Raw genomic sequence first — 26,817 nt, 5'->3', positions numbered from 1 at the left:
TTTTTTCTTACAGCGCCGCCGCGCTGCGGGCACGCACGCGCACGTGGATGCCATCGACCTGGCGCTCGGTGATCAATGCCGGCTGCTGATCCAGAAACGCACGCAACGAGGCCAGGTCATCCACGCGCAGATTGCCGGTGAGGCGCAGCGCACCGGCTTCGTCGCTGACATGCAGGCGCACGGCATTACGGCGATTGAAGCGGTCGGCGACATCGCGCAGGGGCTCGTCGCGGAACACCGCGCGCCCGTGCCACCAGGCGGTCATGCTGGCCGCATCTTCATTGCTGATCTGTACGCGCTGGTCGCGATAGTCCACCTGCGCGGCCTGGCCCACGCCCAGGTCTGCCAGCATTCGGCCTCGCCCTCCATCGCCACGCACGTGCACGCGCCCCTCGCTGACCCCGATACGCGCCTGTTCGCGCAACAGCGAGACATCGAACGTGGTGCCGATGTCGGTCACCTGCAGACCCGCCGCATGCACCGCGAAGGGCCGGCGGTCCGGCGCGACCACGAAACTGGCCTGCCCACGCTCAAGCTCTACCCGGCGCGCCAACAGCGTGATCCGCACGGACACCTCGCTTTCCGCATCCAGGTGCAGCACGGTGCCATCCTGAAGCGTGATCTGGCGCGGCGCGCCGTGCTCAGCCACGAAGTGGTCGGTGCGCGGCAGCGCCAACGTGGTTCCCCACCCCAGCGCCAGCACGATGCTGGCGGCCACGGCAACGCGCGGCAGCCAGCGACGCTGCCTTACTGGCACGGTTGTGGCGGCGGTTCGGCGCGGGGAGAGCTGCACCACGTTGTGCGTGTTCTCCGGTGCGGCGGGCGCAGCGACCAACGCGTCCAGATCGATCGGCATGTCACGCAGCGCGTCGCCCAGCGCGCCCGCCACCTCGCTGATCGCCATGTACTCGCGCAGGTGCTCGGGTGAAGCCACCAGCCACTGCATGAAGGCGCGCTGCTGAGCGGCACTCACCGTGCCCTGCCGCTGCAGCGCATGCCAGTGCGCAGCAGTCTGGGTCAGCGCCGACGGATGCTCGGTAGGCTCGCTCATCGCAGTGCCACCGGCTCGGCCATCGCCCGGCGGCACACCGACAGGCCCCGCACCACATGCTTCTTGACCATATGCGGCGAGACGCCCAGGCGCTCGGCAATCTGCTTGTAGCTCAGCCCATCGCGGTACTGCATCACCAACACCGCGCGAGTGTGCTCGGGCAGGCTGGCCAGCAACGTCTGCAGGTGCTGGCGGCGCTGTTCGCGTTCGGCGGCGTCTTCCACGCATTCCCCGCTGGCCAGTCCTTGGCCCAGTTGTTCGATCTCGTCGATGGGCAGGGTCGACCAGCGCCGCCGGGCGGCCTGCTCGCGCACCAGGTTCTGCGCGACGGTGAACAGGTACGCCTCGGGATTGGCAATGGGTTCGCCTGCGCCCTCATGCGCACGCAGCAGGCGCAGGTAGGTCTCCTGCACCAGGTCTTCCGCGTCCTGGCGCGCGCCACGGCGCACGAAGAAGCCGCGCAGCACCGGCGCGTGATCTTCGAACATGCGTGCCAGGCGCCGTCTTGCCTGTTCGGCCACCTGTGTCGCCTCGCCCCTGAAGTGTGCAGCACGGTAGGTCATGTAGATGACGGGACGGTGACGGTTCCGGCTCTCGACCGTCCTCGCCTGCGCAGGCAGTGTGGCGACCATGCTGCCACTCCGGTCTGTCATCCCGTCCCCGCCGCTCGCCACCGGACCACATAGCCGTCCCTTTCGTATGGCCGAAGCGTCGGCGATGCAGTTGCAGCACCTGCACAACCATGCGTCGGGCCTGCACGTGCCCCGCCTCGGCGTACCGGCCTCCGTGTGGCCGCAACTGGAGGACGCACTGGCCACCGCCCGCATAGACCAGACGCTGGTGCTGGGGCTCATTACGGGTGGGTTTGGCGGCACCGACCTGGCGCGATGCCTGGCGGCACCCCTGCTGGACCAGCTGCAGCGCACCGAACCGGTGCCCGCCGAATGGAGCACACTGGTGCTGCAGGCACTGCGCGATCCCCGCGAGGTCTGGGAGACCGCCTACGTCGGCGAGCGTGCCCGCTTGCGCGCGCATCTGCAGCAGCGCCCCGGACTGCTTCTGCACGGGCTCTACCTCACCCTGCTGCGGCCCTGGTCGCTGCCGCCGTCCTGCTGGCGTCAGCGTCTGACCGGGTTGCCGGTGCAGGGGCAGCTGACTTGGCCATCGCTCCGGGCGACTCGCGTCGAGTGCGAACCGGTACACCGACGTGACGCGTATGCGGACCTGCAGCGGCTATGGCGCGACACCTGGGGGCTGCCGCTGACCGATACGATGCTCCACGACTGCCTGGCACGGGCACGGCGACTGAATCGACAGGAGCCCGGCCTGTGGGAGCCGCTGGTGGCGCTGGACGTCGTGCGTGCACATCGGCATGGCAGTCGCGGATTGGAGGCCGTGCTGGAACAGACCCACCTTCGTTCGCTTGTCTGCACTCGCACGGATGCACATCCCGTGGTCCGTCATCTGCTGCGGGTGGCCGAACAGGCGCGCTACGACCACTCGCCTGGCCCGCCGTTGATTGCGTCACCTTCGCCACGGCGTGCTCTGTTATTGAGCGGCCTGCTCGTGCTGCCGGCCGTCACGTTGCAGGGTGTACCTGCCGCCACCCGCCGGCCCGCGACGCGCGCGCTTGCTTCATTCGTCAGCACGGCCACGGCGACGCCCGCCGATGCCAGCGCTGCGCCCTGGCCCCTGCCCACGGGAAGTCGCGCGGGCGCGCTTACCCGCGAGGGCCCCCTCGCCCGTGGCATCGGCCTTCCCATCGGCGGCGGCGTCGCTGCCGTCCCGGCCAGTCCGCCCTTCGTTGCCGACCGCAGCAGCGGGCTGCGCCCGGAGGAAGCCCGCACCACTGTCGCCTCACGCTTCACGTCCGTGGTCAGCGCGCGTTGGCTCGGGGTCTGCGGACGCAGTGCATCGGACTTCAACGCCGCCGTACATGCGCTGCTGAGCAAGGCGGGGGTCACGGCGAGCGAGCGACGGGACCCGGATGTTGCCGTCAGCGCGCTGTTCGAGCGCGGCGATGCACATCTGGCCGCAGCGCTGCAGGACGTTGAGCTGCCCCTGCTTGCACGCCGGTTGGTGGACCGTGCCAGCGCCACGACCCGCATCTATCTGCTGACGCTTGCGCTGAGTCGCGTGTACGCGCGCATCCAGCCGCGCACGCCCGGCGACCCGGAGCTGCGTCAGGCGGCACGTTGGATGAGCAGCGCGGACAGCTACTTCCGTTCCGTTGTATCGAGTGATTCGGTACGGGCCAGTGTCAGTATCGGAGACACCGCCCGATGGTTGGCAACGCCCCCCACCACTACCGACGCGCCCCCGCTGACCTGCGCGCAGGCCATTGCGGACGCATGGGATCCGGACTTCCGCCCCGACGATGCGCTGGCGTGGCCGTATGGCAGCCCGCAGTTCCGCAGCAGCGGCTGGTTCGCTCACCCTGCCCCGGCGGCAGATCGCCCGACCCTGGCCTTGGCGGGCGTGGTGTTCAGTCTGGCCAATCCCGTGCTCGAGATGATCCAGTCGGACTACGACCCGCACGCACTGCCCACTGTCAACGCGAGCCATTGGCAGCAGCGCTGTTCGCAGTTCGCGCAGGAGACTGCAGTGCTGGATACCGCTGCCTGTCTACAGGTGGCCTGGCACCGTCTCGCGCGCCAGGTATCGCAGTTCATGCAACGGCGTGCGCTTATCGATGCCAGCGACGACAGCCTGAATCTGCGTGTGCAGCTGCGCGGCCTGATGCTGCCGTTGCACCGCGCCGTCGAGCGGCTGGAAGGCCCGTGCGCGGCCCCTGGGCTACACGCGCGTGCACGCCGCAGCCTGCAGCAGTTCCTGGGCATGGTCCGCCTGCACCAGCAGATGCGACAGCGCAATGCCACGGCCCTGGCCGATTCCGTCCTTGCAACCCTTCCCGGAAACAACACCGCATTGGCGGCGGTGCTGCAGCACGTACTGCCGCACGCCGGTTTTCCTGATCTGGATGATCTCGAGATCACCCTCGGGCAGTTGTACGCCAGCAACGCCACACAGGCCCTGATCGCACGCGTGCTGGGGCTGCCCCACGCGCGGGTCGACACCGTGGTGAACCGGCTGTTCTTCATGCGCCTGGCCGAGGCGCCGTTGCCGGCGAGCGCCCGTACGCCGCCGCTGCTGGCATGGCAACGGGAGCTCGGCCTGCGGACCGCGCCAGGAGTGCTGCGTGGCGAGTGGATCACGCGGCTGTCGCCGGCCCAGGCGGCCGCCCTGTTCGAACGCGACGATCGGCCGGGACTGCAGGCGCTGCTGGAAGCGGCCGTGGATATCCGGGCCGAGGGGGCCGCGCGTTGGCGGTTGTGGCAGCAGGCCCCGCAACGGCTTGCGGCATGGCTGGAAAGCACAGCAGGGCAACAGCGTATGGCCGACGTGCTTGGCCCGGCGGTCGCAGGCACCCGGTTCCTCTTCAACGGTGATGGACTCCCCGCCCCGCTGGCGCTGGCCCTGCTCCGCCGCGCGGTGCAGCACCCTCTAGGCGATGCTGCACCCGATACGCTGGAGACGCTGCAGGAGCAGGCGCGCCAGGCCCCGTCGCCGGTGCTGTCGCTGGCGGTTGCCCTGCGGCTGGGGTATCCGCTGCTGACGGCACAGACCTGCCTGTCGCATGCGGCAGTGCTGTTGGCCGATTCCGGGCCCTGGGAGACACCTGCTTCCTTCGCGTTGGAGTTCCCGCTGCCCGCTTCACCGGCCAACGCTACGGTACCCGCGCTGGCACTGACCGCAGTACTGCGCGACGCCGGGATAGAACTGCTGGAGCAGATCGACCCCGCGCTTCTCCCAGGGCAGACGTGGGAGCTGCTCGCCAGCACCCATGGATTCCAGCACGTCGCCCAGCGGTTGCAGGGTAACAGCAGCGGCGCGGCCACTGCGCAGCAGGCAGTGGCGCGCTGGATGCTCGACCATGGCATCGGCCAGAACGCGATGTCCCGCATGGTGACAGGCCTGGACGATGAACGTGCGCGCGATCAGCTCATGCAGACCACGCGTGAGCAGTTGCACCAGCATCTACCGCCCGTGCCGTCTGCGCTGGCACGCGCAGTGCTCTGGTGGCTGCTGGTTCGGCACGCCGGTCGCCCCGAATGGGCGGTGCCGGATCTGCCGGACGATCTGGACTACGGCCGTTCGCTGCGCAGCGTGTCCTTTCTGCAGGCCACAGCGTTATGCGAGGCAGCTGTACCCGATTCTGCAGCGGCGTTGGGCGTCGCGTCGCTGGCCGAGCTTCCGGGCCCATTGTCTGCCCACGTCAGTTCCGACGAGGATCACGGCGCAGCGCTGCTGCAGGCGCAGGCGCGTCCGGCGCTGCTGTATGCCGCGGCACATCAGCGCGTACATCTGCCGAACGGCCCATCGGGGGCAACCGCGGCGCAGACGCGCGATGCGCTGGAGTTCCTGCGCGAGCGACAGGCCGCCGTGGCGGCTGCCGCCACGCAGTTGCTGCAGCCGGCACCGCAGCGACGACCGCTGGCCGCCCGCCAGTTGCGCGACGCCGGCATCCCGCAACGCTACTGGAACCAGACGCTTGCTCAGATTCCCGATGCGGTGCTGAACGCAGGCGGCGTGATCCGCCGTACGACCCGGGATAGCGGCCTTGACGGCATCTCGCTGGTCTTTGGTGCGGCGCTGCGCTCGATGAGGGAATCGCTGGTAGCGGATTCACTGCAGGCACTGCTGGTCGGCGGCGCGGTGGAGTTGGCCGGGCAGCCCTCCATCGCGCAACTGTTCGACCAACGCTACGCGCTCTATCAACAGCAGATGACAGACGCATTGGCCGTGCTGCTGGCGCGATCGATGGACGGTCTGCCCACCGTTGACCGGCAACATCTTGAACGTGCCACGGTGACACCGTTACTGGTTCCGGGTGTCTCCCACGGTGTGCTGCTGCGCTGCGTGCGGAATGGCACCGACGGCACCGACGTGGCACCGGTCTTTCTCGCCGTCATCCCCGCAGCGGGATACGCAGTACGCCTGCAACGCGGTGACCGGCGCATCGACGGACAGTGGCAAAGGGGCGTGCTGTATCCACACGACGGTTTCGTCTCGGGTGCCGCGCCTGACCGGATCGCTCCGGATCAGCTGAGGTTTCTGGATGTCCCGTCGTGCATCATCGGAGGCTCTCATTGCCACAGCGCGAACAACAGCGATATCGACAGCGGCTTGCTGCATGCGATGGCAGACCTGATGTACGGCGACTTCTTCACCCGAACCCGCGATACCGAGCTGTCCCGCCTCACCGGAGAAGAACGGCTGGACCAGCTGGAAGCCGAGGTAGCCGATGCACTGGCCCGGTTCGCTGTGCCCTTTTACGGCTGCGCCCGTGACCTGGCGACCGATGACACCAAGGCCGCTGTCATCGACTGCACGCTGGACGCCCTTTCTCTGCTGCTGCCGGAGTCCGGTGTTGCGCGCTTTCTGCGCAGTTCCACCGAACTGGTGGCACGCGCCGGTGAGCTGAGCGTGCGTGCGCTGCTGCAGGACGCAGGTGCGGCGCTGCTGCACCTGGGCGAAGACCTCGCGGCCCAGAGCGGGCTGCGGCTGCTGCATGACCTGGGACACGGCGTGGTGCAACTGGGGCGTCGCAGCGCGCTGTGGTTGCTGGAGCACGTGCCGGCGCTGGAATCCCGGTTCGCGCACAGCGCACAGATGGCCGAGGCCATCCACTCAACGTTTGTGCTGGACCGGGGCCTGCTTGAAGGCGAGGCTCCCACGTGGATGGACCTTGCCGGCCGCTGCACCCGGGTGCGCCGCCAGGTGAATGTCGGTCGCTGTAACGGCGAGGCGATCACGTTGTTTGATTTCTCGCCCTCGCCGACCTACGACACACCCGGCGAGGTGACCTGGTTTGCCGGCATGCAGATCGCTTCGGATGAACCGATCACCGATGCCGGACGCCGCTTCATCGTGGATGGCGAGTACTGGCTGCAGACCGTCAGCGGCTCCGCCTATCGGTTTGCACGCGACAGCAGCCGCACTGCGCCAGCCCTGCGCGCACGCATCCGCGCGACCATTCTTGGCGGCGAATCACAGCTGTTGCGGATTGAACTGCACAATCCGTATCCGAATCACCTGCTGCGCATGACCCAGGGCGCGGTGGTCGGGCGCGCGGGCGACGGCAGCCGTGTGCTCATCACCCGGGTCGCGCCCGGTCGCTTCTATCTGGCCGCATTGCTCGCCGATGCGGAACCCAGCGCGGGAATGGCGCTGGAGTTCTGGCCACTGGAACAGCAGGGCTTCGCGCCGGCACAGAACGATGCGGTCAAGACCGCCTGGTGGGGGGCATTCCACTACAGCCAGCAATGCCAGCTCAGCGGTGCGGCGCTGGTCGACCGGTTCGGCAGCCAGCTGCAGCAGCAACTGGAACAGCTGGATGATCTGGGACGCCTGCTGCAGGAGGTCCGCGCCAATAGCCCTTACACCTTCCACAACCTGCCGGCGCAGGCGGTGATGTCGTGCGCACAATCCAATTGCCGTTACGTGCAGACGCTGCGTGAGCAGATCGGGCCGGCGCACTGGCGCGCCCCCCGTGCGGACGACACCTGGATAGACGACGCGCTGCGCGATCTGCTGAATCCGCCGGGCACGGTACCGGCGGCCGTGTTCACTACGTTGGATGACACGCTGGAAGCGCGTTTTCTTACGCCGCGACGTGGGGCGGCCAAGACGCTGGCCATCGCGGAGGTGACATTGAAAGACGATCCTGTGCCGCTGCTGTTCCATGCCACGTCGGGGCAACGCAAAGGCCGCAGCCTGCTGCCGTTGTCGAATCTCGAGCGCAGGCATGCACCGGCCGGCTGGCAGGTCGACGGCAGGACCGTGACCACACCACATGCGCGCTACATCGATGCGCAACCCAGCGTGACCTCCATCGCCCAGGGCGATGTGAGCCGTGTGGTGCCGAATCATTCGCTGCATGTCGACGATCTGGATGGGCAGCTGTTCCACGAGCGCAATGCCCGCCACCTGGACGCCGAGCGCAACCTCTACTACCGGATCGAGCGCACCATCACCGAAGGCACGCTGGACCCGTCCCGGGTGACCTCGCTGCGGCTGTTCTCCTCGCGGCGGATCTGCGCGTCGTGCCATATCTCGGTCGGCAGCCTGCGCGCGCGCTTTCCGGGGGCGCACTTCGAGGTGGTCGAGCGGGAGGTGCAGGCGGCCGGCGCGGCACTTGACAGCGGGGCGCGGACCGGATCATAGTTAATTAACGAATTAGTTAACAGACAGCCGTGGACCGTATCTTCGAAGCCCTTGCCTCCAGTGCCCGCCGCCAGATCCTGGCCTACCTCAGCGGAGGCGAACTGAGCGCGGGCGAGCTGGGCGAACGCTTCGATTTCAGCAAGCCGGCGCTGTCCAGCCACCTGCGCATCCTCGAGGAAGCCGGGCTGATCGAGCGCGAGAAGCGCGGCCAGTTCGTCTATTTCCGCCAGGTGCCCGAGCGCCTGACCAACACGCTGTTCAGCTGGGCCGCGGAAGTGTGCCCGGTGGGCGGCCCCCTGCAGCGCGAAAGCCGCGCCCGCGCCCGTTCCCGCAAGACCCCTGCCGAAGGCTGAGGAGGCCAGCATGCCCGGAGTGACCCGCATGGACCGTTCATTCCCCGGCATCAGCCTGCCCTCCCAGGGCGGTGGCAGCCCGGTCGAAGTCACCCTGATCACCCAGCTGGGGATCGGAGCCGGCGACCAGCTGGTCCGCGACGCGGGCGTGCGCCAATCCGCGCATCCGAGTTTCATCGACGCCCTCGACGAGCCATCGGCGCGGCTGGGCGGCATGCATATGGCGCAGCAGGATCCATCCTCGCTGTACTCGTTCGCGGTGGGGCCGCAGGGCCATCCGTTCCACCGCCACGCCGGTCCGCGCATGTTCACCGCCGTATCCGGCAGCGGCGGCGCGCAGCTGCGCTTTTCCACTGCGTCGGATGCGCAGCTGGAAGCTGACCCCGCCGCGTTCCTGCATGCCCTGCGCTTCATCGATGTGCCGCCGGACTGCCTGTTCACGGTGCGCTTCGGCAGCGGCACCTGGCATCAGTTCGTCTCAAAGCGCGCACCGCATCCGGCCCTGTTCGCCTTGTCGTGCCATGCCAACGATCACACCGGCCCGCTCAGCGAGGCGCAGCGCGCGCGGGTGGAGGCCGACAATGCCGACATTCCCAGCCTGACCGACACGCTGCCGCCGCACCTGCAGGCGCTGCTGGCGCAGACCGACCCGCACAGCGTGCCCAGCGTGAGCCTGTCATTACATGCGCCGGCGCGTTCCTGGGCCGGCCGGCTGTGCGCTGCGACCCGCGACCCGATCGGCCGCCTGCGTACCGCGCTGCATGGGCTACGCCCGATCCGCGGTTATGTCAGTCGCCCGCCGCAGCGCCACCCGGTCACCCACCACCGCGGCGCACCGCAGGATTCGCTGCTGCAGCCGCAGTTGCCCGAGGGCTGGCACCACCAGGATTACGTATCACTGACCTTGCCCGCCCATGCGCTGCCCGGCCGCTCGGCGCGCCGTACGCTGGAAACGGTGCTGGACGGCTTCATGCTCAATCCGCCCGCCGGCGTGGGCCAGCTGATGGCCGTGCGCAACGTGCTGGTCGCCCCGCTGCGGTTGCGCACCTCGCCACTGGGATGCCCGGTGTCGTCGCTGCTTTCCGAAGACCGCAGCCAGGTGTTCGCCGGCCGTTTCCCGGTGCTGGGCCAGCAGGTGGACAGCGAAGATCGCAGTGCGGAAGTGCTGCTGGGCGCGGATGACCGCCACCTGCGGTTCCGTTCGTGCGTGCGGGTGGAGCGGCTGGACGATGGTCAGGTGCGGGTTTCGCTGGGTACGCGGGTGCGTACGCACAATGCGTTCGGGCGCTTCTACATGGCAATGATCGACCGCACCCACCGCCGCTATATCAGCCCGGCCCTGCTGCGCATGGCCGTGGCGCATGCGCTGGCACCGGAACTGACCGGGGTGTCCGGTGCAGCCACGCAGGGCGTGGCTCTACGCGGGATTGTGGGCGTTCGGTAACGTCATTCGCCTTCGGGGGCTACCCGTCGCCGCAGGGTGAACACGGTGATCTCCGACGGCACACCGATGCGCGCTGCAAAGCCGGGCCACAACCCGGCCCCGTTGCTCACATACAGGGTCATGCCGTCCACCGCGTAGCCGCCGGACACGAAGCCGCCGTTTGCACGCTTCACCAGCTGGTCCATGCCCACGATATGCCCGCCATGGGTATGCCCGGACAGCTGCAGCGCGACACCCTTGGCGGCATTGGCACGCGCCTGGTTCGGGCGGTGGTCGAGCAGGATCACCGGTGCGGTCGGATCGGCACCGGCCAGTGCCTTGTCCAGGTCGGGCATGGGCAACCCATAGCGTGCGGCGACCGGGTCGGTGACGCCGGCGATGGTCAGCTGCGCACCGTCGCGACGGATCACGGTGTGGCTGTTCTCAAGCACCTGCATACCCAGCTTGCGGAACGCCGGCATCCACTGCGCGTACTGGCCGTAGTACTCATGGTTGCCGGTGATGGCGATGACGCCGTCGGGAGCCTTGAGCACACCCAGCGGTCGCACGTCATTGGCACGTGCGGCCACACTTCCATCCACCAGGTCACCGGTGATCACCACCAGGTCGGGCTGCTGCGCATTGCTTTCAGCGACCACCTTGGCCACCCACTCGCCTGTGAGCAGGCGGCTGGCATGGATGTCGGTGAGCTGCAGCACGCGATAACCCTCAAACGCAGTGGGCAGATCCTCAATGGCGACATCGACGTGGCGCACTTTAGGCACCGCCATGCCCTGGCTGATGCCGTAGGCCGACAGCAGCAGGGCGGCCAGTCCCACTGACGGTCGCAGCCAGGGTCGGCGCAGCGCACTCATCGCACGCGGGGCCCGCAGCAGGCGGGCCGCCAGCAAGGCGACGTCCAGCACGATCAGCACCAGTGCAAGCAGCAGCAGCGCGGTGAAGCCGGTGGCCAGCACGGCAATGGCGGCTTTGGGAATTTCCGGCGAGGCCATGGTGCCGGCAAAACGGGCCACGATACGGTGGTGCAGGGCCAGGGCGATGACCAGCAGCCCTAACGGGCCGCGCAGCGACAGGGACAGCTTCAGGGGCCAGATGACACACCACACCACGTACAACGCAAGCAGCAAACCAACAACACTCAGCACAGGCAATTCCAGATACGGGGGGAGGATGGCCGATGAATGGGCCAGCGTGCATGTTTAGCGGAATCTGGCGGTCGGCGCTACCTTGGGCGTGTTTGCGTGCACAGGATCATGGCTTTGACACGCATGGCGTGTCACTACGACCCTGGGTCGCCCGGGTTGGGTTGGTTGGTTGGGCGACCTGTAGTGACACGCCATGCGTGTCAACGCGGTGCCCGAACGGCCAATCATTTCTGGTTGTGCTTCACCGCCGCCCGAATCAAGGCCTTGAAGGCCGTGGCATCCAGCGTGTCGCCCTCGTGCAGGTCAATGGCGCGACGGGTATTGCCGTCGAGGCTGGCGTTGAACAGGCCCTTGGGATCCGGCAGCGATGCCCCCTGGGCGAAGGTCAGCTTCACGGCCTTCTTGTACGACTCGCCGGTGCACAGAATGCCGCCGTGCGACCACACAGGTACGCCGCGCCATTTGACCTCTTCCAGCACGTCGGGGACGGCGGTGTGGATGAGATCACGCACGTGGGCCAGGGTGGTGCCGCGCCAGTCGTCCAGACTTTCGATCTTGTTGGTGATCTCGGTGATTCGTGTGCTCATCAGCTGCTCCTCGTAGTGACACGCCATGCGTGTCATCGCGCTGCCAAACGGAGTCGAAGCCACGCAGGGCGTGGCTCTACGCGCCGGGTAGTTTGCTGGCCTGCTTCACCCAGGCTACGAACTGCGCCTCGTCCAGCGGTTCATCCTCGAATACGTGCAGGTAGCGCACTTCCTGCTGCTTGGATTCCACCGGCGGCACAGGATCCAGCGACGTACCTTTGAAGAACGCCACCTTCAAGTACTTGCTGATGCAGTGAAACGACAGGAACCAGCCCTGCCCCTCCACGCCGTACCACGGTGAGTTCCACTTCACCGCCTTGCTTACCTTCGGCACATTGGCGGTAATCAGCGCATCCAGTTGCCGGGCGCGCGCCTGTTTCCAGCCGGGGATCGCATCCAGATACGCCTGGACAGGACCGTCGCCCTCCCCCTTGGCAATCTGCGGGTTGTCGCCCGCCAGCAGGCGTACCTTGCCGGCGACAGGTGCAGAACTTGATGAACGCGAGGCCTTGCGGGTGCCGCTCGTTGCCATGTCTTTTCCGCCATGGAAGTCCGTTGGCGTTATAGACCGCCCGGCCGCCGAACACAACTCGGTGCCCCCGTCCCGACACCGAAAAAATACTGGGAAAAACACCGGTGTTTACCGATGCGCCGCCGCTACCGGGCCGCCAGCATGGCAGCACTCACCCCGCGACGAAGGTAGATCCTGATGGCAACCAAAGCGGCCAGAACGGCCAAGCCCGCCAAGCCGGCAAAGACCTCCCGCCCCAACATCCTGGTGATCTTCGGCGACGACATCGGCATTCCGCAGATCAGCGCCTACACGCGTGGGCTGATGGGCTACCAGACCCCGAACATCGACCGCATCGCCAATGAGGGAGCCCTGTTCACCGATTCCTACGGGCAGCAAAGCTGCACCGCCGGCCGCGCCTCGTTCATTCTGGGCCAGGAACCCTTCCGCACCGGCCTGCTCACCATCGGCATGCCTGGCGACCCGCATGGCATTGCCGACTGGATGCCGACGATTGCCGACGTGCTCGGCGCAGAAGGCTATGCCACCGGTCAGTTCGGCAAGAACCACTTGGGCGACCAGGACCAGCATCTGCCGACCAATCACGGCTTCGATGAGTTCTTCGGCAATCTGTATCACCTGAATGCCGAAGAGGAACCCGAAGGCTACTTCTATCCGAAGGATCCGGCGTTCAAGAATAAGTTCGGGCCGCGCGGGGTGATCCACTCCAAAGCCGGCGGCAAGATCCAGGACACCGGGCCACTCAACAAGGAACGCATGCCGACCGTGGACGAGGAGTTCCTGGAGGCAGCGCAGACGTTCATCAGTGACGCGGTGGAGGACGACAAACCCTTCTTCGTCTGGTTCAACACCACCCGCATGCATGTGTTCACCCACCTCAAGCCGGAGTCTGACGGGGTGACCGGCAAGGGACTGCACGCCGATGGCATGGTCGAACATGACGGCCACGTCGGGCAGCTGCTCGACCAGCTGGACGAGCTGGGCATCGCCGACAACACCATCGTGGTCTACACCACCGACAACGGTGCGGAGATCGCCTTGTGGCCGGATGGAGCCATGACCCCGTTCCGTGGCGAGAAAGGCACTACCTGGGAAGGCGGCATGCGGATTCCGATGATGGTGCGCTGGCCGGGCGTGGTTGAACCGGGTACGGCCTACAACGACATCATCTCGTTGATCGACTGGTTCCCGACCTTGTGCGGTGCCGCCGGCGTGGAGGACGTGGTCGGCAAGATGAAGAAGGGTTACAAAGTTGGCAAGAAGACCTTCAAGGTGCATCTGGACGGCTACGACTTTGGACCGTATTTCAAGGGCAAGGTCGATGCCGGCCCGCGCCAGGCGCTGTATTACTTCGACCAGGGCGGCAACCTCAATGCGGTGCGCTATGCGGACTGGAAGGTCAGCTTCGCAGTGGCCAGCCACGGCAACATTGCTACCGCCTCGCGCAAGGTGACCTCGTGGGCCACCATCTCCAACCTGCGCATGGATCCGTACGAGCGCGGCATGGAGGAAGGCGGTGGAGCCACCGGCTTCCTGGCCCAGCAGATGTGGCTGCTGGTCCCCATCCAGGCGCAGATCAAGGCGTTCTTCTCCGACTTCACCGACTATCCCTACCAGGCTGGCAGCTCGCTCAACCCCAGTGGCATCAACTACAGCCTGCTGCAACAGCAGGACGCCCTCAAGCGGCTGAAGGAACTGGAAACCCTGCGTACCAACTGAGGCGCAGCGCCCCGGGCTGGCTGAACCGCAGCCCGGGCTTTCCGGCCCGGCCCCTTGCGCCGGACCGGCACCGGGCCTATAAATGAGCAACTACTCATTCAATGATCCGGCATGGCCCGCCCCCTCAGCGACGAAAAACGCGATGCGATCCTGACCGCCGCCGGCCGCCTGGTGGCGGCGCAGGGCGTGGCCGCGTCGACTGCGCAGATCGCCAAGGCAGCCAAGGTGGCCGAAGGCACCGTGTTCACCTATTTCGAGAACAAGGACGTGCTGCTCAACGCCCTGTTCGTACGCCTGGAGATGCGGCTGGCGGCCAACATCGGGGATGCATTCCCGGTCGAGGCCAGCGCGCAGGACCAGCTTCAGCACGTGTGGGATGCGCTGGTGCGCTGGGGTCTGCAGTACCCGGATGACGCCAAGGCGCTGCGCCAGCTGAAGGTCTCCGACCGCATCAGCGACAGCACCCGCCTGCACTGCGAAGGCTTGTTCGGCGGCATGCTGCAGGCGCTGCAGGCCAAGTTGGCTGCGCATATCGACCCGGACCGGCTGCCGTTCTACCTCGGGCGGGTACTGGTCAACCTGTTGGACACCACGCTGGATGCCATCACCGCCCAGCCTGATCAGCGCCAAGCACTGCAGCAGGCGGGTTTCGACCTGTTCTGGAAAGGCATCCAGCGATGACTTTATTTACGTCAATAAATGAGCGCCTACGCACTCATCTCAAGAGCCGCACCGTTCGTGTGCTTGTTGTTGTCTCCGCCCTCACCGTTCTGATCGGGATGACCGTTACCGTGCCTATTACTACCTATCCGCAGTCACCGCAGCAGTTCGACGACCAGTTCCGCAATGCCGCGCCCAAACCGAAAGAATCGCTGGGCACCACGCTGAAGCTGTTCTGGGACTTCTTCTTCAACCGCCCGGACGGCACCGTGCCGGTCAGTTCGCCGCCGGTGCGTGTGCTGACCCCGGAGGCGCTGGCCAAGGCCCCGGACCGCAGCGTCTACCGGTTGGGTCATTCCACGCTGCTGATCAAACTGCGCGGCGGCTGGTGGCTGACCGATCCGGTGTTCTCCGAACGTGCCTCGCCGTTCCAGTGGATCGGGCCGAAGCGCTTCCATGCCCCGCCGATTGCACTGAAGGATCTGCCGCCGATTCGCGGCGTGCTGCTCTCGCACGACCATTACGACCATCTGGACCGCGCCACGGTGAAGTACCTGGCCAACCGCGCCGACGTGTTCCTGGTGCCGCTGGGCGTCGGCGACCGCCTCACCCACTGGGGCGTGCCGGCAGACAAGGTGCGCCAGTTCGACTGGTGGCAGGAAACCGAAGTGGATGGCCTGCGCCTGGCGTTTACCCCCACCCAGCATTTCTCCGGGCGCGGCCTGCGCGACAGCAACCGCACCCTGTGGGGGTCGTGGGTGATCATCGACGACAACCTGCGCGTGTATTTCAGCGGTGACACCGGCTACTTCGCCGGCTTCAAGGACATCGGCGAACGCTACGGACCGTTCGATGTGGCCTTCATCGAAACCGGTGCCTACGACCCGAAGTGGCCTTACGTGCACATGCAGCCCACCCAGACGGTGCAGGCGCACCAGGACCTGCGGGCGCGCTGGTTGGTGCCGATCCACAACGGCACCTTCGACCTGGCCATGCACACCTGGGACGACCCGTTCGAACAAGTCAGTGCCCTCGCCGCCCAGCGTGGCATCGCGCTGTCCACGCCGGAAATGGGCGAACGCCTGGATCTGGACGCACCGCACCCCGGTCGGCCGTGGTGGCGCACGATGAAGTCGGCGCCGTCCGCCCCGCTGGAGCCCGTGGGCCAGCGCTGAGTACACCGGTTGTGAAGCGCCGGCAGCGCCGGAGGGCCTGCTGCCGCTGCGTTATCATGCGGAGTCCAGGAACACACTTCTCTACAAGGACGCCCATGCAGATCGATATCCGTCAGATTCCCGCCACCGGCTGGACCCCGCAGACCCTGCCCGAGTTCCCCTGCTGCCCCGACCCGCAGCTGGACGACCTGGCCGAGATCGGCCGTGAGGCCGGCGGCATCGACGCCCTGATGGAATTCCTGCAGGGCAGCTTCGCCAGCACCCTGTTCGCCTTCGGGCAGGTGCTGCGCGAGCAGTTACCGGCAACCGACCTGCAGCTGGAAGCTGCTGCTGTCAGTCAGCTGCTCCAGGGCAACAGCAAGGTGGTCGTGCACCACGGCAACCTGGTGGTGGACGGCGACCTGCAGCCACCTTCCGCCCTGCTGGTCACCGGCGACCTGACCGTCAACGGCATCCTCCGCGACACCGGAAATGTAGCCGTGCTTGGGAATCTGCACTGCCATAGCGTGGCCTCGGAAGCCTGGTTCATTGTCGGCGGCGATTGTGTCGCGCGTGATTTCGTCTACGGCGATTACAACGACAACATGTTCGAGGTACTGGGCAGGATCCAGGCACGCGCTGTGGTCACCAGCGACCACGCGATCTACGCCGAAGAGGGCCTGCATGTCGCGCACGAACCCAGCGAACCGGGTGTCAACTGGGAAGCGGAAGTATTCGACCTGTGGGATGCCACCCATTGCGAGGAACTGCTGACGGCAGTGGGCACGGACATCCACACGCTGATCCCGGTGACGAAATTCGACGCCATGGAGGACGCATGATCCTCCACCGTCCCACCACATCGCGCGCGCAGGCGCACCCGTACTGAGTCTTTACTGATGTCTTCACGTCTGACTTCTGCTTATGTGCTGCCACTCTCACAGGAGGCGGTGGCATCGTATCTGGAAGACGGATCGATTCCGGTCAGCGCACTCGAACGTGCCGGGCTGTTCGCCGCCGCACTGTGCCTGCGCAGCCGCCAGCCCGAAGGCGCGTTGAGCACCATGCTGGAGCAAGCCTGTGCGCTGTTTGCCGCACAGCCCGACGCGGTGCCGGCGCAGCTGGCCGGGCTGCGCGCCGGCCTGCCTTCCACGCTGCAGGCGTGGCAGCAGGCATTGGCCTCGCAGGAACGCGTGCTGGCTCCGGCCACTCTGATTGAGCAGCATGCGGCGACGGAGGCGTTCGACGCCGTGGCGTTCCAACAGGCCTGCGACGGCACCCTGACCCCGCACACGGTGCGCTTCTATACCGAGGCGGCCTATCAGGAAACCAGCGAGACCATCGCCAGCGGCGAGCACGCGCCGATCTACATCGAACGCGATCACGACTACACCGACGACCAGGCCCGCGCCCTGCGCGCCATTGTGGCCAACGATGACGAGCACATCGATCTGGACGCGTACGCCGGTTCCGGCAAAACGCACCTGGTGCTGCAGCTACTGGCCGGGGCGACCCGGCATTTCACCTATCTGGCACCGCGTCCCAGCCAGGTGCAGGCGTTCCGCGAGCGGCTGGGCACGCAGGCATCGGTGGCGCTGCTGTCGCAGATCGCGTTCGCCAACCAGGTGGCGGCCGATGCGCATCGGCGCGGCGTGCTCAGCACCGACTTTGCGCCGGCCTATCAGGTCAGTCGTTTGTCGTTTGCCGAGATTGTGAGCCGTATCGGGCTGCAGCCGATTGGCCGCACCCCCGCTACCAGCGTGCTGCGCATCGCCTTCGACGGCATCGCCAGCTGGTGCCGATCCACCTCCGCGCAGCTCGAAGCGCGCCACTTCCTGCGGGCGGTGCCTTACGCCATGCTGGATGCTTCGCCCTTCATCACCGCTGCCGAGCACGTCTGGCGCTGCATGTTCAACCCGACCGTGCAGAAGGGCGGCCTGCTCAGCCTGACCCCGGACCACATCGGCAAGTGGCTGGCGCAGCACGATGCACGTATTCCCGCCCGCTGGGGCACGCTGTTGATCGACGAGGCGCATGACCTCAGCCCGGCCTGGAAGCAGCTGCTGTCCGGCTACGAGGGCGCGGTGATCAGCCTGGGCGATCCCAATCAGCGCCTGATCGGGCGTGCACCACGATTTGCCACCGGCATGGCATTGGAGATCAACCAATCCGTGCGCCAGGGTCGCTACGTCGAGCAACTGGTCAACGACACGCTCGCCCTGGACGCAACCGGGGTGTACCAGCAGCCATTCAGCGGGGCCAGCGCCCATGCCACCGTGGCGGCCACCTACACGCGCTGGGACGAAGTGCCCACGGAAGGCACGCAGGTGTACGGCAGTACCTGGCGGCTGCTGGAGGAAGCGCAGCGGCTTTCCGCTGCCGGAGCCGCATTCGGCATTCATCCCGAATCCCTGCGCCAGCTTGGACGCGAGGTGGACCGCGCCGCAGACGCGTACCGCGAACTGACCACTCACGGCGGCAGCAGCCGGCGCTGGGAAGACCTGCTCGCGGAGTGGGACGAGCAGCAGCTGCCCCAGGTGTCGCGTCTGTTCATGCGCGGCTACAACCGTACGCACTTCGACGCGCTGTGCGAACGCTTGGAGCCACATATGCAGGCGGCGTTGTTGCTGATGCTGGTCGAGCACAGCAAGAACACCGAGTTTGCCCAGGTCGCCATGGCACCGTGCTGCTTCCGCACCGGCTTTGCCCGCCGCTATGCGCACAACCCGGTGCGTGCGGCGTATACCGCGATGACCCGCGGCTCACGCCAGCTGTGGCTGCCGGAGGGCGCGCTGGAAGACCTGCAGCAGAGCATCGCGCGGTATCACGACCGAAAACGCCCGTAGGGACACGCCATGCGTGTCCACAGAATCGCCGGCATCGCGCGGACACGCATGGCGTGTCCCTACACCACAGGCTCTGCCGCCGGGAACGTCCAGCTGCCATCCAGGATCGCCTGCTGCGGCCGATACAGCCGCACGGTGTAGTTCCAGCCCGGCACCGTCGGCAGGCAATTCGGCACCTTGCCATCGCAGCCCCCGAACTGGATCGTCACCGTACCGTCCGGGTCTTTCACCGCGGTGAGGTTGTTGAGCGAGTACGCACCCAGCGCATTCTTCTCATAGTATCCCTTGGCGTTGTACACACTCACCGACCAGAACGCATCCACCGGCACGTCCTTCACCCGCAGCCGGTACACCGTCTTGCCGTCATTACGCGGCGGAGCTACCCCGAGATACGTGGCGTCCTTGTCCGGATTGCCGCCCCACCCCGCCGCCGTAGCGATCAGGTGCGCCACCGGATCAACCTCGTCCTTCTGTCCGAAGGCATGCTGGAAATCAGGCGACGTCGCCGCCAGTCCCAGCAGAGCATCGCGCACCTTGTCCTGGCTGGCCGCATCCCACTTTGGCAGGTCCAGTTGCCCAGGACCGCCCGGCTGGGCCACCGTGATGGCGTCCTGCAGACGATGCACGGCCTCCACGTCGGCAGGGTCTGCCGGATTTACCAAGGTACGAACCCCGGCCACCACGTAGCGCGTGCCCGCCTTCTGACGGTCGAACGAATGCGCACCCGCGCCATACTCGGTCCACGCGTAATGGTCCTGGTTGACCACCATCAATGATTGGAAACGGTCGCCTGCATCCGGCAGCGTAATCGTGACCGGGCCTGCATCCAGGTCGAACACCGCCGAGCTGTACAGGGTGTCGCGGTTGAGGCGGATGACGGACTGGTTCTCGATGGACGCCGGCTCGCGCCGGTGCACCATCTTGCCCGGCCCACCCGATTCCTTGGCCAGGTTGGCCATGTACCGGTCAGACTCGGCCCGAACGAAGTTGGCCGGCGTCACCACTTGTGCACCGTCGGCGGTAAGCACCGGCGGGCGCTCTGCCGGCGCTGGGACCGGAGCCGGCGCGGGCGCACGCGCGGCGGGTGTGGCAGCTGCTGGCGACTGTTCTGTCGGCTCAGCGGCAACCGGCGCAGGCTGCGCTTCATCCCTTGAGCCGCACCCGACGCTCAGCGCGGCAAACACAAACAACGCAATCCATCTGCGCATGACACGCTCTCCCGATCGTCAATCGTGGGCCGACATCGCGTTCATCTTGGCCAGCGCGTCGTCGATGGTGAAACTGCCTGGCTTCTGCACGCGTGGATATTCCACCAATGTCTGTGCGAACCGGTCGGCAATGCCATACGCGGCGAACAGCAGGTAGTCGTGGTACAGGAACCACTCGTAGTAGCTGTTGGAGGTGATGTCGGCATACTCGTAGGGGTCTGTTCGCAGGTTGAACAGCTTCGGCAGACGCAGTGTGGTGAACGGCTCGCCCCATATCTGCATCGTGCCCCGGCAGCGCTGTTCCATGAACACCACTTTCCAGTTGTCGTAACGCATGGCCAGCACGTCGCCGTCGTCGCTGAAATACATGAACAGTTTGCGCGGGCTCTCCTTTTCCTTGCCGGTCAAATACCCCAGCAGGCTGGTGCCGTCGATATGGTTGCGGAAGGTCTTGCCGTTGGCCTTGTAGCCGGTTTTGAGTTCCTCCACCACCTGCGGTGCACCGGCCATCTCCAGGAAGGTGGGCAGCCAGTCGTGGTGCTGCACGATCCCGTTGGCGATCGATCCCGGCGCAATGCGACCCGGCCAGCGTGCCAGCAGGGGAATCCGGAACGCGCCTTCCCAGTTGGTGTCCTTCTCGCTGCGGAACGGGGTAGTGCCGGCGTCCGGCCAGGAATTGCGGTGCGGGCCGTTGTCGGTGGAATACAACACCAGCGTATCCTCGGCGATGCCCAGTTCGTCGAGCAGGTCCAGCATGTCGCCCACGTTGCGATCATGGTCGATCATGGTGTCGTGGTAGGGCGACTGCCAACGCCCGGCCTGGCCGAGGCTGGACTTCTTGGTGTGGGTGAACATGTGCATGTGCGTGGTGTTCAGCCATACGAAGAAGGGCTTGTCATCGGCGTGCTGCTTCTTGATGAACTGCTTGGCCGCGACCACGAATTCGTCATCGCAGGTCTCCATGCGCTTCTTGGTCAGCGGACCGGTGTCCTTGATCTTCTGCTTGCCTACCTTGCCCCAGCGTGGCTGCTCGGTCGCGTCGTCCTTGTCGGTGGCCCAGCAGTGCAATACCCCCCGCGGCCCGATCTGCTTGCGGATGTTGGGGAAGTCCTTCTCGGGGAAGTAGTCGTACATCTCCGGCTCTTCCTCGGCATTGAGGTGATAGAGGTTGCCGAAGAACTCGTCAAAGCCGTGCACCGTAGGCAGGTATTTGTTCAGATCGCCGAGATGGTTCTTGCCGAACTGACCGGTGGCATAGCCCTGCTCCTTCAGCAGCTCGGCGATGGTCACGCTTTCCGGCTGGAGGCCCTCCTGTCCGCCCGGACGCCCGACCTTGGAAAGACCGGTGCGGTACACACTCTGGCCGGTAATGAAGGACGAGCGCCCTGCGGTACAGGACTGTTCGCCGTAGGAGTCAGTGAACAACATGCCTTCCTGGGCCAGGCGGTCGATGTTCGGGGTCTGGTAACCCATCAGGCCGTGGCTGTAGCAACTGAGGTTGCTGATGCCGATGTCGTCACCCCAGATCACCAGGATGTTCGGTTTCCGGCCGGCCGCCGGCTTTCCACTGCTACGCGCCCGGCTGGGTGCCTTCTTCGCCGCTGTCTTGCGGACCGGTGCCGCCTTCTTCGCGCGTGCCGTTGCCATGGAACACTCCCTTCGCTGAGGATGCTTTGGCAAGCATCCCCCCGCAGGACAGGCGGGCCAAGAGGCGTTTTACGCAGCAGGAGCCAGTATTTGTACTGGTTACTTCGACAGCAGCAGCCGCGCCTGCGTGCCCCAGCCGCCCACCAGCACATCCGTGCGCCCGTCACCGTTCAGATCGCCCTGCCCCATGCTCCAGCTGCGGCCAACGGTGATGCCGGGCACGGCGTCCAGGGTGACGTCAGTGAATGTGCCGTTGCCATCGTTCTGCCACGCGCGCAGCTGCAATGGCACGAAGCCCGGCACTTGGATCGCGCCCACCAGCAGGTCCGGAGCGCCATCGTCGTTGAAGTCCACCACGGTGCCGGCCCAACTGGAGAACGTATGCGTGGGCAGACGCTTTTCTGTTTCATCGACGAAGCGTCCATTGCCGTCGTTCACCAGCAGGCGCGTCTGCGGATCTTTCTCCCAGGCGCCGTTGTTGCTGGTGATGTTGAAGAATAAGATGTCCGGCTTGCCATCACCGGTGACGTCGGCGACATGCACTTCGCGGGTTTCCATCGGTACCCGCAGGTCGAGCTGCTGCGTGGCGTCAACGAAACGCCCGGTGCCATCGTTCAGCAGCAGGCGATTGGGATGGCTCGGACTGGCCAGCAGCACGTCCAGATGGCCGTCGTCGTTCATGTCGGCGATCGCGACGCCCTCAGTCTGGTCGTCGCCGGCCGGCAGATGGGAAGCGGAGGCGTCGATGAAGTGACCCGGGCGCACCGGATCATTGAGGAACAACAGGTTGCGGGCCGGCTGCAGGCCTTGCGGGCTTTCGCCGGTGCTGCCGATGAAGATGTCCGGGTGACCGTCGCCATTGAGGTCACCTACTGCCAGCCCGTTGCCTTGGCTGTGCGCGGGCAGGCGGTCACTGACATCGGTGAAGCCACCCTTGCCGTCACCGAAGAACAGCTGGTGCCGTTTATCCGCTTCGGCCACGAACACCACGTCGATGTTGCCGTCGCCGTTGAAGTCGGCCGCGCGTACGTGTTCGTTGTCGCGTGCGGTGGTGCCGAATGCATCGGGCACGTAGGTCAGCTTGCCAGTGCCGTCGTTGCGGTACAGGCGGTTGACGCCGTGTTCCACTGAAACCACCACGTCCAGATGCCCGTCGTTGTCCACGTCGACGAACACCGAATCGGTGGCGTGCAGTTGTGGAGCCATCGGCACATGGGTGGCGGTGGCATCGGTGAAGTACTTTGACGGCGCTTCGTGGATGAGGTCGAAGGCGTGGGCGGCCGGGTTGGGCGGAGACGGCGTTGAAGCGGTTGCGGCCGGCTGCTGCGCGCAGCCTGAAGCAAGGAGGGCGGCGGTCAGTGCGGTGATGCGGAGGTGCATGATCGTGGGGCTCCTGCAGTGCGAGAGACCTGACCACCATAACAATTCCACCATGGGGCGTGCGCGGAACCCCGTAGAGCCACGCCCTGCGTGGCTTCGACCACCTTTGGGACCGCGATGACACGCCATGCGTGTCACATTGAATCAACGACCCACGCGCGCCGCCAGCTCCGCCGGATACCGATCACCCACGATCTGAATCTGCTCCAGCGCCTGCCCAATCCGCGCCAGCTCATCGCCACTCAGCTCCACCTCCACCGCACCCAGGTTCTCCTCCAGCCGATGCAGCTTGGTCGTCCCCGGAATCGGCACGATCCACGGCTTGCGTGACAGCAACCACGCCAGGGCAATCTGCGCCGGCGTCGCCTTGCGCGCCTCCGCAATCTGCGCAATCGCATCCACCAGCTGCTGGTTGGCCGTACGTGCCTCCACAGAGAAACGCGGATTATTGGCGCGGAAATCACCGCTCTCAAACGTGGTACTGGCGTCGATCTTCCCGGTGAGGAAACCGCGCCCCAACGGGCTGAATGGCACAAAGCCAATGCCCAGTTCCTCACACACCGGCAGCACGTCCTGCTCCGGCGCTCGCCACCACAGCGAATACTCGCTCTGCAGTGCCGCCACCGGTTGCACCGCGTGCGCACGGCGGATGGAATCCACACCCGCCTCAGACAACCCGAAGTGCCCCACTTTGCCCTCGGCAATCAGGTCACGCACGGTACCGGCCACATCCTCCATAGGCACCGCCGGATCCACACGGTGCTGGTAGAACAGATCGATGCGCTCCGTGCCGAGGTTGCGCAATGACTGCTCGGCCACCTTGCGGATGTTGGCCGGGCTGCTGTCCACGCCCTTTTGTGCGTTGCCGTCCTTGAAACCGAACTTGGTTGCGATCACCACCTTGTCGCGGAACGGGGCCACGGCCTCGCCCAGCATCTGCTCGTTGAGGGTGCCGTAGGCTTCAGCGGTATCGAACAGTGTGACGCCGCGCTCGATGGCGTCGCGGATCAGGCTGACCGCAGCGGGTCGTTCCAGGCCCTGGCCGTAGGCAAAACTCAGGCCCATGCAGCCAAAGCCCAGCGCTGAAACCTGCGGACCATTGCGGCCGAGTGTGCGTGTCTTCATGGTTGATACTCCTGGTGTGGGGATGACCACCAGTCTGCGCCCATCGCCGCCCGGCGATAAGGGCGCTTAACCTGAATGCACTTATGCGCCAGGCTTATAAGAGGCTCTCATCCAGCGATGCCGGATCGAATCCCGGTTCCATCAGGTAGAGGCAAAGGTCATAGGGGGCCGAAGGCGAATGGAACGACCTCGCCGACAAGGACATGCCCGGCTGGGCCGTGATCAGCCACTCATCGAGGTAACCGGCCAGCGCCAGCAGGTCCTCCAGGCGACCGGCAATCCAGTGGTTGTCGATCACGGCGACGTCCCACGTGCCGATCTCCAGATAGTCGTACGGACCGAGATTGCAGTGACACGACACCCAGTCATGCTCCGGGTCAGCCGCATAGCCGCGGATCGCGGCGGAAAACGCCTGAAGTCCGTTCCGGGTGCCGGTGATTTCCCAACGCTTCTGGTCATCATTCCGGTCGTAGAAGAAGCCCAGCGCTCGCCACTCTGATGCAAACCACGCATCTGTGAACATGCCCGCGGCCATCAGCTGAGCTCTCCGCGATCAACAGAGCGAGCGCGCCGACCTCGAGCACCGTTCAGTTGCGACAGGAGCACGCCGATGCACGCACCGACAACGCCGGTAAGCATGAATACGGCGAAGTTCAGGGAATTTGCGGAGACCGCTTGGACGAACCCAGCCTCCGTGAATCCTGCGACAAAGTGAGCCGCCAGAAGCCCGAAGCCAAGATGGATGCCAGCGACCGCCAAGGCGAAACCATAGCGGCGTGAGATCCAGCCCGCCAGCAAGGCAATCCAGAGCCCGCACAGATAAGCCAGGGCATCGGCCCTTGCGAACACGAACACGCTCTTGGCGACCACGGAAACACCGAGGAACACCGCCACCGCGATATTCAGCCCTACCACCAGCAGAAACGCGGTTATCTGCCTTCCCATGCGTTCATCTCCTTCTGTCCATGATGCGAGCCGTTGCGCTTCGGTCCTCAGTCCAGCAGCTTGCCATCTTCTCCCACCCGCCGGAACTCCCACTCCCGGCGCAGCGTTTCCCAACCATAGTGCCGCAACTGCAGCGCGGCAACCGGCCGCTCGGCGGCGATCTCATTCCAGTACGGCTGGGTGCGGAACTCCCAGACCAGCGGAAGTTCGCTGTCGCCCACCTTCTTCTGGAACGGGCCAACGCCCAGATGTCGGGTGGGAATCTCCTTACCCTCCGCATCCAGCGGCACCACGCTGGTCCAGATGCCTCCCGATTCTGCAGGCTGGACGCGCTCATTCTGCAGCGTGATCCGATGCGGGGCCGGCATGGACACGCGCACGCTGGGGTTCACCTTGGATGCCTCGCCGGGTTTGATGACCTCCGTGCCCACCCAGCGGTGGACCTCGACATCCACGGTCATGCGGATGCGATCCAGCGCCTGTCGTTGCTGTTCGGTGGTGTTCAACGGCAGGCGGAACGGGAAGGACGGCGAGGTTTCGGCGACCTTGTGCCGTCCTTCCATCTGCATGGAGGACAGGATCCGCACCGCCTCCAGGTCCGGCAGCGGTTTGCCGTCGCGTCCGAGCAGGGTGACCGAGCGCGGGCGGACGGTCAGCGTGGGCTCCAGTACGGAGGACACGGGAGACGCCGGACCCAGCCGGGCTTCCGCGCCGATGGCCAGCTGGGTGCGAGCCGAATCCCGATCCGGCAGCAGCGCAAAGCGCAGGCTTTTCTCGAAGGAAGGCAGCGCGTCCGCCGACACCATCCAGGCGTCCAACTGGCTCTCCACCTCCTTGGAAGCGGTGTAGTCGTCAGCTCGTCCGCTGGGCGCGCTGTACGGCGGCTGCGCAAGCTCGTCGGTAAGCGACGCCACCTGCTGGCGATACTGCTCGGCGGTCATCGGCTCAAGGAAGGGTTCGTAAGCCAAGTCAGCGACGTGGCTGGTTTCAGTGGTCGAGGGGAAGCCGCGCGCCGCATCACGATGCAGCGTCGTGCGGGTTTCCACCGGCATGCCGTCGCTGCGACGCACCGCCTGCCGCCCGGTGCCCTTCAGCGCCTTGCCACTCACGGTGAAGTCCAACACCGCCACCGTCGGGGTCAATGCAACCACCTTTTGCTCCACCGACACGGTGCCATGCGCCTGTGACTGCGCCGTACGACGATGGGTCTGGCCGACGTTCCACTGTGCCGGCACCTGTTGCGGCAGCATGGCCAGCACATTCTCGCATGACAGCTGCCACTGCGTTGCGTCAGGCATCTCCGTCAGCGCCTGCTCCCAGACGCGCGTGTTCACGGGCGACAGCACACCCGCTTCGTCCTTGGCCGACACCGTGGTGCGGAATCCAGATGCCAAGGCGTCCAGCATCGGCTGCACGCCCGGCTCGCGCTGATCGAGGTCGGTGACCCGATGCTTGCCGTGGCCCATCACCTGATACTCGGCCCACAACGGCTGGACCGTGACGGTGCGACCGCCGTTCGCAGCAGCATCAATCTTGACCCGGTGAAACGTCACCGACTCCACGCCGGACTGCGTTGTATCGTCATGCTGGATCAGCTGCAGCGATGCATACACCGACTCGGCCGCAACGGCGACCACAGGGCTGCCCACCAAGGCCGCCGCCAGAACTACAGAAACAGTAAAACGCACGGGATGTCCTATCCTTTGATGCTCACAGTGACGCACATCATAAGCGCTGCATCTGGACTCTGGCGCTCCCTACTCACGCCGCTGGCACCGGCACCTATGTCGTAAT

20 protein-coding genes are annotated in these 26,817 nt (G+C 65.9%); 8 read left to right on the top strand and 12 right to left on the bottom strand.

Annotated elements, in window-relative coordinates; translation table 11 throughout:
- Positions 1-7 precede the first annotated feature (7 nt).
- Positions 8-1,051, bottom strand: coding sequence for a FecR family protein (locus tag PDM29_RS12930; RefSeq protein ID WP_311190519.1), 1,044 nt, complete (start codon positions 1,049-1,051; stop codon positions 8-10).
- Positions 1,048-1,572, bottom strand: coding sequence for an RNA polymerase sigma factor (locus PDM29_RS12925; protein WP_311193780.1), 525 nt, complete (start codon positions 1,570-1,572; stop codon positions 1,048-1,050). The genes PDM29_RS12930 and PDM29_RS12925 overlap by 4 nt, the downstream gene beginning before the upstream one ends.
- Positions 1,573-1,768: 196 nt before the next feature.
- Here PDM29_RS12925 and PDM29_RS12920 point away from each other — a divergent pair, with 196 nt between their 5' ends.
- The 3 genes from PDM29_RS12920 to PDM29_RS12910 are packed head-to-tail and all read left to right on the top strand — an operon-like array spanning position 1,769 to position 10,075.
- A complete protein-coding gene (locus PDM29_RS12920) occupies positions 1,769-8,278 on the top strand; it encodes a hypothetical protein (RefSeq protein WP_311190518.1) in 6,510 nt (2,169 codons plus the stop codon).
- A 29-nt stretch (positions 8,279-8,307) separates the two neighbouring features.
- Positions 8,308-8,631: an ArsR/SmtB family transcription factor gene (locus PDM29_RS12915; RefSeq protein ID WP_311190517.1), complete on the top strand. Its 324-nt coding sequence runs from the start codon at positions 8,308-8,310 to the stop codon at positions 8,629-8,631.
- A 10-nt stretch (positions 8,632-8,641) separates the two neighbouring features.
- A complete protein-coding gene (locus PDM29_RS12910; protein ID WP_311190516.1) occupies positions 8,642-10,075 on the top strand; it encodes a DUF2867 domain-containing protein in 1,434 nt (477 codons plus the stop codon).
- A 2-nt stretch (positions 10,076-10,077) separates the two neighbouring features.
- Here the strand turns inward: PDM29_RS12910 and PDM29_RS12905 are convergent, their stop codons facing one another.
- The 3 genes from PDM29_RS12905 to PDM29_RS12895 all read right to left on the bottom strand — a co-directional run bounded on the left by PDM29_RS12905 (position 10,078) and on the right by PDM29_RS12895 (position 12,339).
- The gene (locus PDM29_RS12905; protein WP_311190515.1) at positions 10,078-11,220 is read right to left on the bottom strand and encodes a metallophosphoesterase; all 1,143 of its coding nucleotides are present in this window, start codon (positions 11,218-11,220) and stop codon (positions 10,078-10,080) included.
- 224 nt (positions 11,221-11,444) lie between these two features.
- Positions 11,445-11,807 carry a DUF1801 domain-containing protein gene (locus PDM29_RS12900; protein ID WP_311190514.1) on the bottom strand — a complete coding sequence of 121 codons (363 nt, stop codon included), beginning with the start codon at positions 11,805-11,807 and terminating at the stop codon, positions 11,445-11,447.
- Between the two features lie 76 nt (positions 11,808-11,883).
- Positions 11,884-12,339: a DUF1801 domain-containing protein gene (locus PDM29_RS12895; protein ID WP_311190513.1), complete on the bottom strand. Its 456-nt coding sequence runs from the start codon at positions 12,337-12,339 to the stop codon at positions 11,884-11,886.
- A 177-nt stretch (positions 12,340-12,516) separates the two neighbouring features.
- Between PDM29_RS12895 and PDM29_RS12890 the strand changes: the two genes are divergently transcribed.
- From PDM29_RS12890 to PDM29_RS12870, 5 genes are all read left to right on the top strand, one after another.
- Positions 12,517-14,058, top strand: a complete 1,542-nt coding sequence (locus PDM29_RS12890; RefSeq protein ID WP_311190512.1) for an arylsulfatase — start codon at positions 12,517-12,519, stop codon at positions 14,056-14,058.
- Positions 14,059-14,169: 111 nt separating this feature from the next.
- Positions 14,170-14,739, top strand: coding sequence for a TetR/AcrR family transcriptional regulator (locus tag PDM29_RS12885; RefSeq protein WP_311190511.1), 570 nt, complete (start codon positions 14,170-14,172; stop codon positions 14,737-14,739).
- Positions 14,740-14,837: 98 nt separating this feature from the next.
- A complete protein-coding gene (locus PDM29_RS12880) occupies positions 14,838-15,893 on the top strand; it encodes an MBL fold metallo-hydrolase (RefSeq protein ID WP_311193779.1) in 1,056 nt (351 codons plus the stop codon).
- A gap of 95 nt (positions 15,894-15,988) precedes the next feature.
- Positions 15,989-16,714, top strand: a complete 726-nt coding sequence (locus PDM29_RS12875) for a hypothetical protein (RefSeq protein WP_311190510.1) — start codon at positions 15,989-15,991, stop codon at positions 16,712-16,714.
- Positions 16,715-16,771: 57 nt separating this feature from the next.
- On the top strand, positions 16,772-18,718 hold the full coding sequence (locus tag PDM29_RS12870; RefSeq protein ID WP_311190509.1) for a hypothetical protein: 1,947 nt from the start codon (positions 16,772-16,774) through the stop codon (positions 18,716-18,718).
- Between the two features lie 59 nt (positions 18,719-18,777).
- On the opposite strand, the gene PDM29_RS12865 is transcribed toward PDM29_RS12870, so the two are convergent.
- The 7 genes from PDM29_RS12865 to PDM29_RS12835 form a co-directional block, all read right to left on the bottom strand.
- On the bottom strand, positions 18,778-19,926 hold the full coding sequence (locus PDM29_RS12865) for a DUF1254 domain-containing protein (protein WP_311190508.1): 1,149 nt from the start codon (positions 19,924-19,926) through the stop codon (positions 18,778-18,780).
- Between the two features lie 18 nt (positions 19,927-19,944).
- Positions 19,945-21,573 (bottom strand): arylsulfatase, encoded by a 1,629-nt coding sequence (locus PDM29_RS12860; RefSeq protein WP_311190507.1) that lies wholly within the window; start codon positions 21,571-21,573, stop codon positions 19,945-19,947.
- Positions 21,574-21,672: 99 nt separating this feature from the next.
- Complete coding sequence (locus tag PDM29_RS12855; RefSeq protein ID WP_311190506.1) at positions 21,673-22,953, bottom strand: FG-GAP repeat domain-containing protein; 1,281 nt, start codon at positions 22,951-22,953, stop codon at positions 21,673-21,675.
- Between the two features lie 144 nt (positions 22,954-23,097).
- A complete protein-coding gene (locus PDM29_RS12850; protein ID WP_311190505.1) occupies positions 23,098-24,078 on the bottom strand; it encodes an aldo/keto reductase in 981 nt (326 codons plus the stop codon).
- A gap of 94 nt (positions 24,079-24,172) precedes the next feature.
- Positions 24,173-24,613, bottom strand: a complete 441-nt coding sequence (locus PDM29_RS12845; protein WP_311190504.1) for a hypothetical protein — start codon at positions 24,611-24,613, stop codon at positions 24,173-24,175.
- Entirely contained in the window at positions 24,613-25,023 is a 411-nt protein-coding gene (locus tag PDM29_RS12840) for a hypothetical protein (protein ID WP_311190503.1), read from the bottom strand. Before PDM29_RS12840 ends, PDM29_RS12845 begins: the two co-directional genes overlap by 1 nt.
- Positions 25,024-25,070: 47 nt before the next feature.
- Positions 25,071-26,711, bottom strand: coding sequence for a hypothetical protein (locus tag PDM29_RS12835; protein WP_311190502.1), 1,641 nt, complete (start codon positions 26,709-26,711; stop codon positions 25,071-25,073).
- Positions 26,712-26,817: the final 106 nt, after the last annotated feature.

The sequence above is a fragment of the Stenotrophomonas oahuensis genome, assembly GCF_031834595.1.
Classification (GTDB): Bacteria; Pseudomonadota; Gammaproteobacteria; order Xanthomonadales; family Xanthomonadaceae; genus Stenotrophomonas; species Stenotrophomonas oahuensis.
Note: the sequence above shows the minus strand (reverse complement) of the source record. Positions and strands in the feature narration are given on the sequence as shown.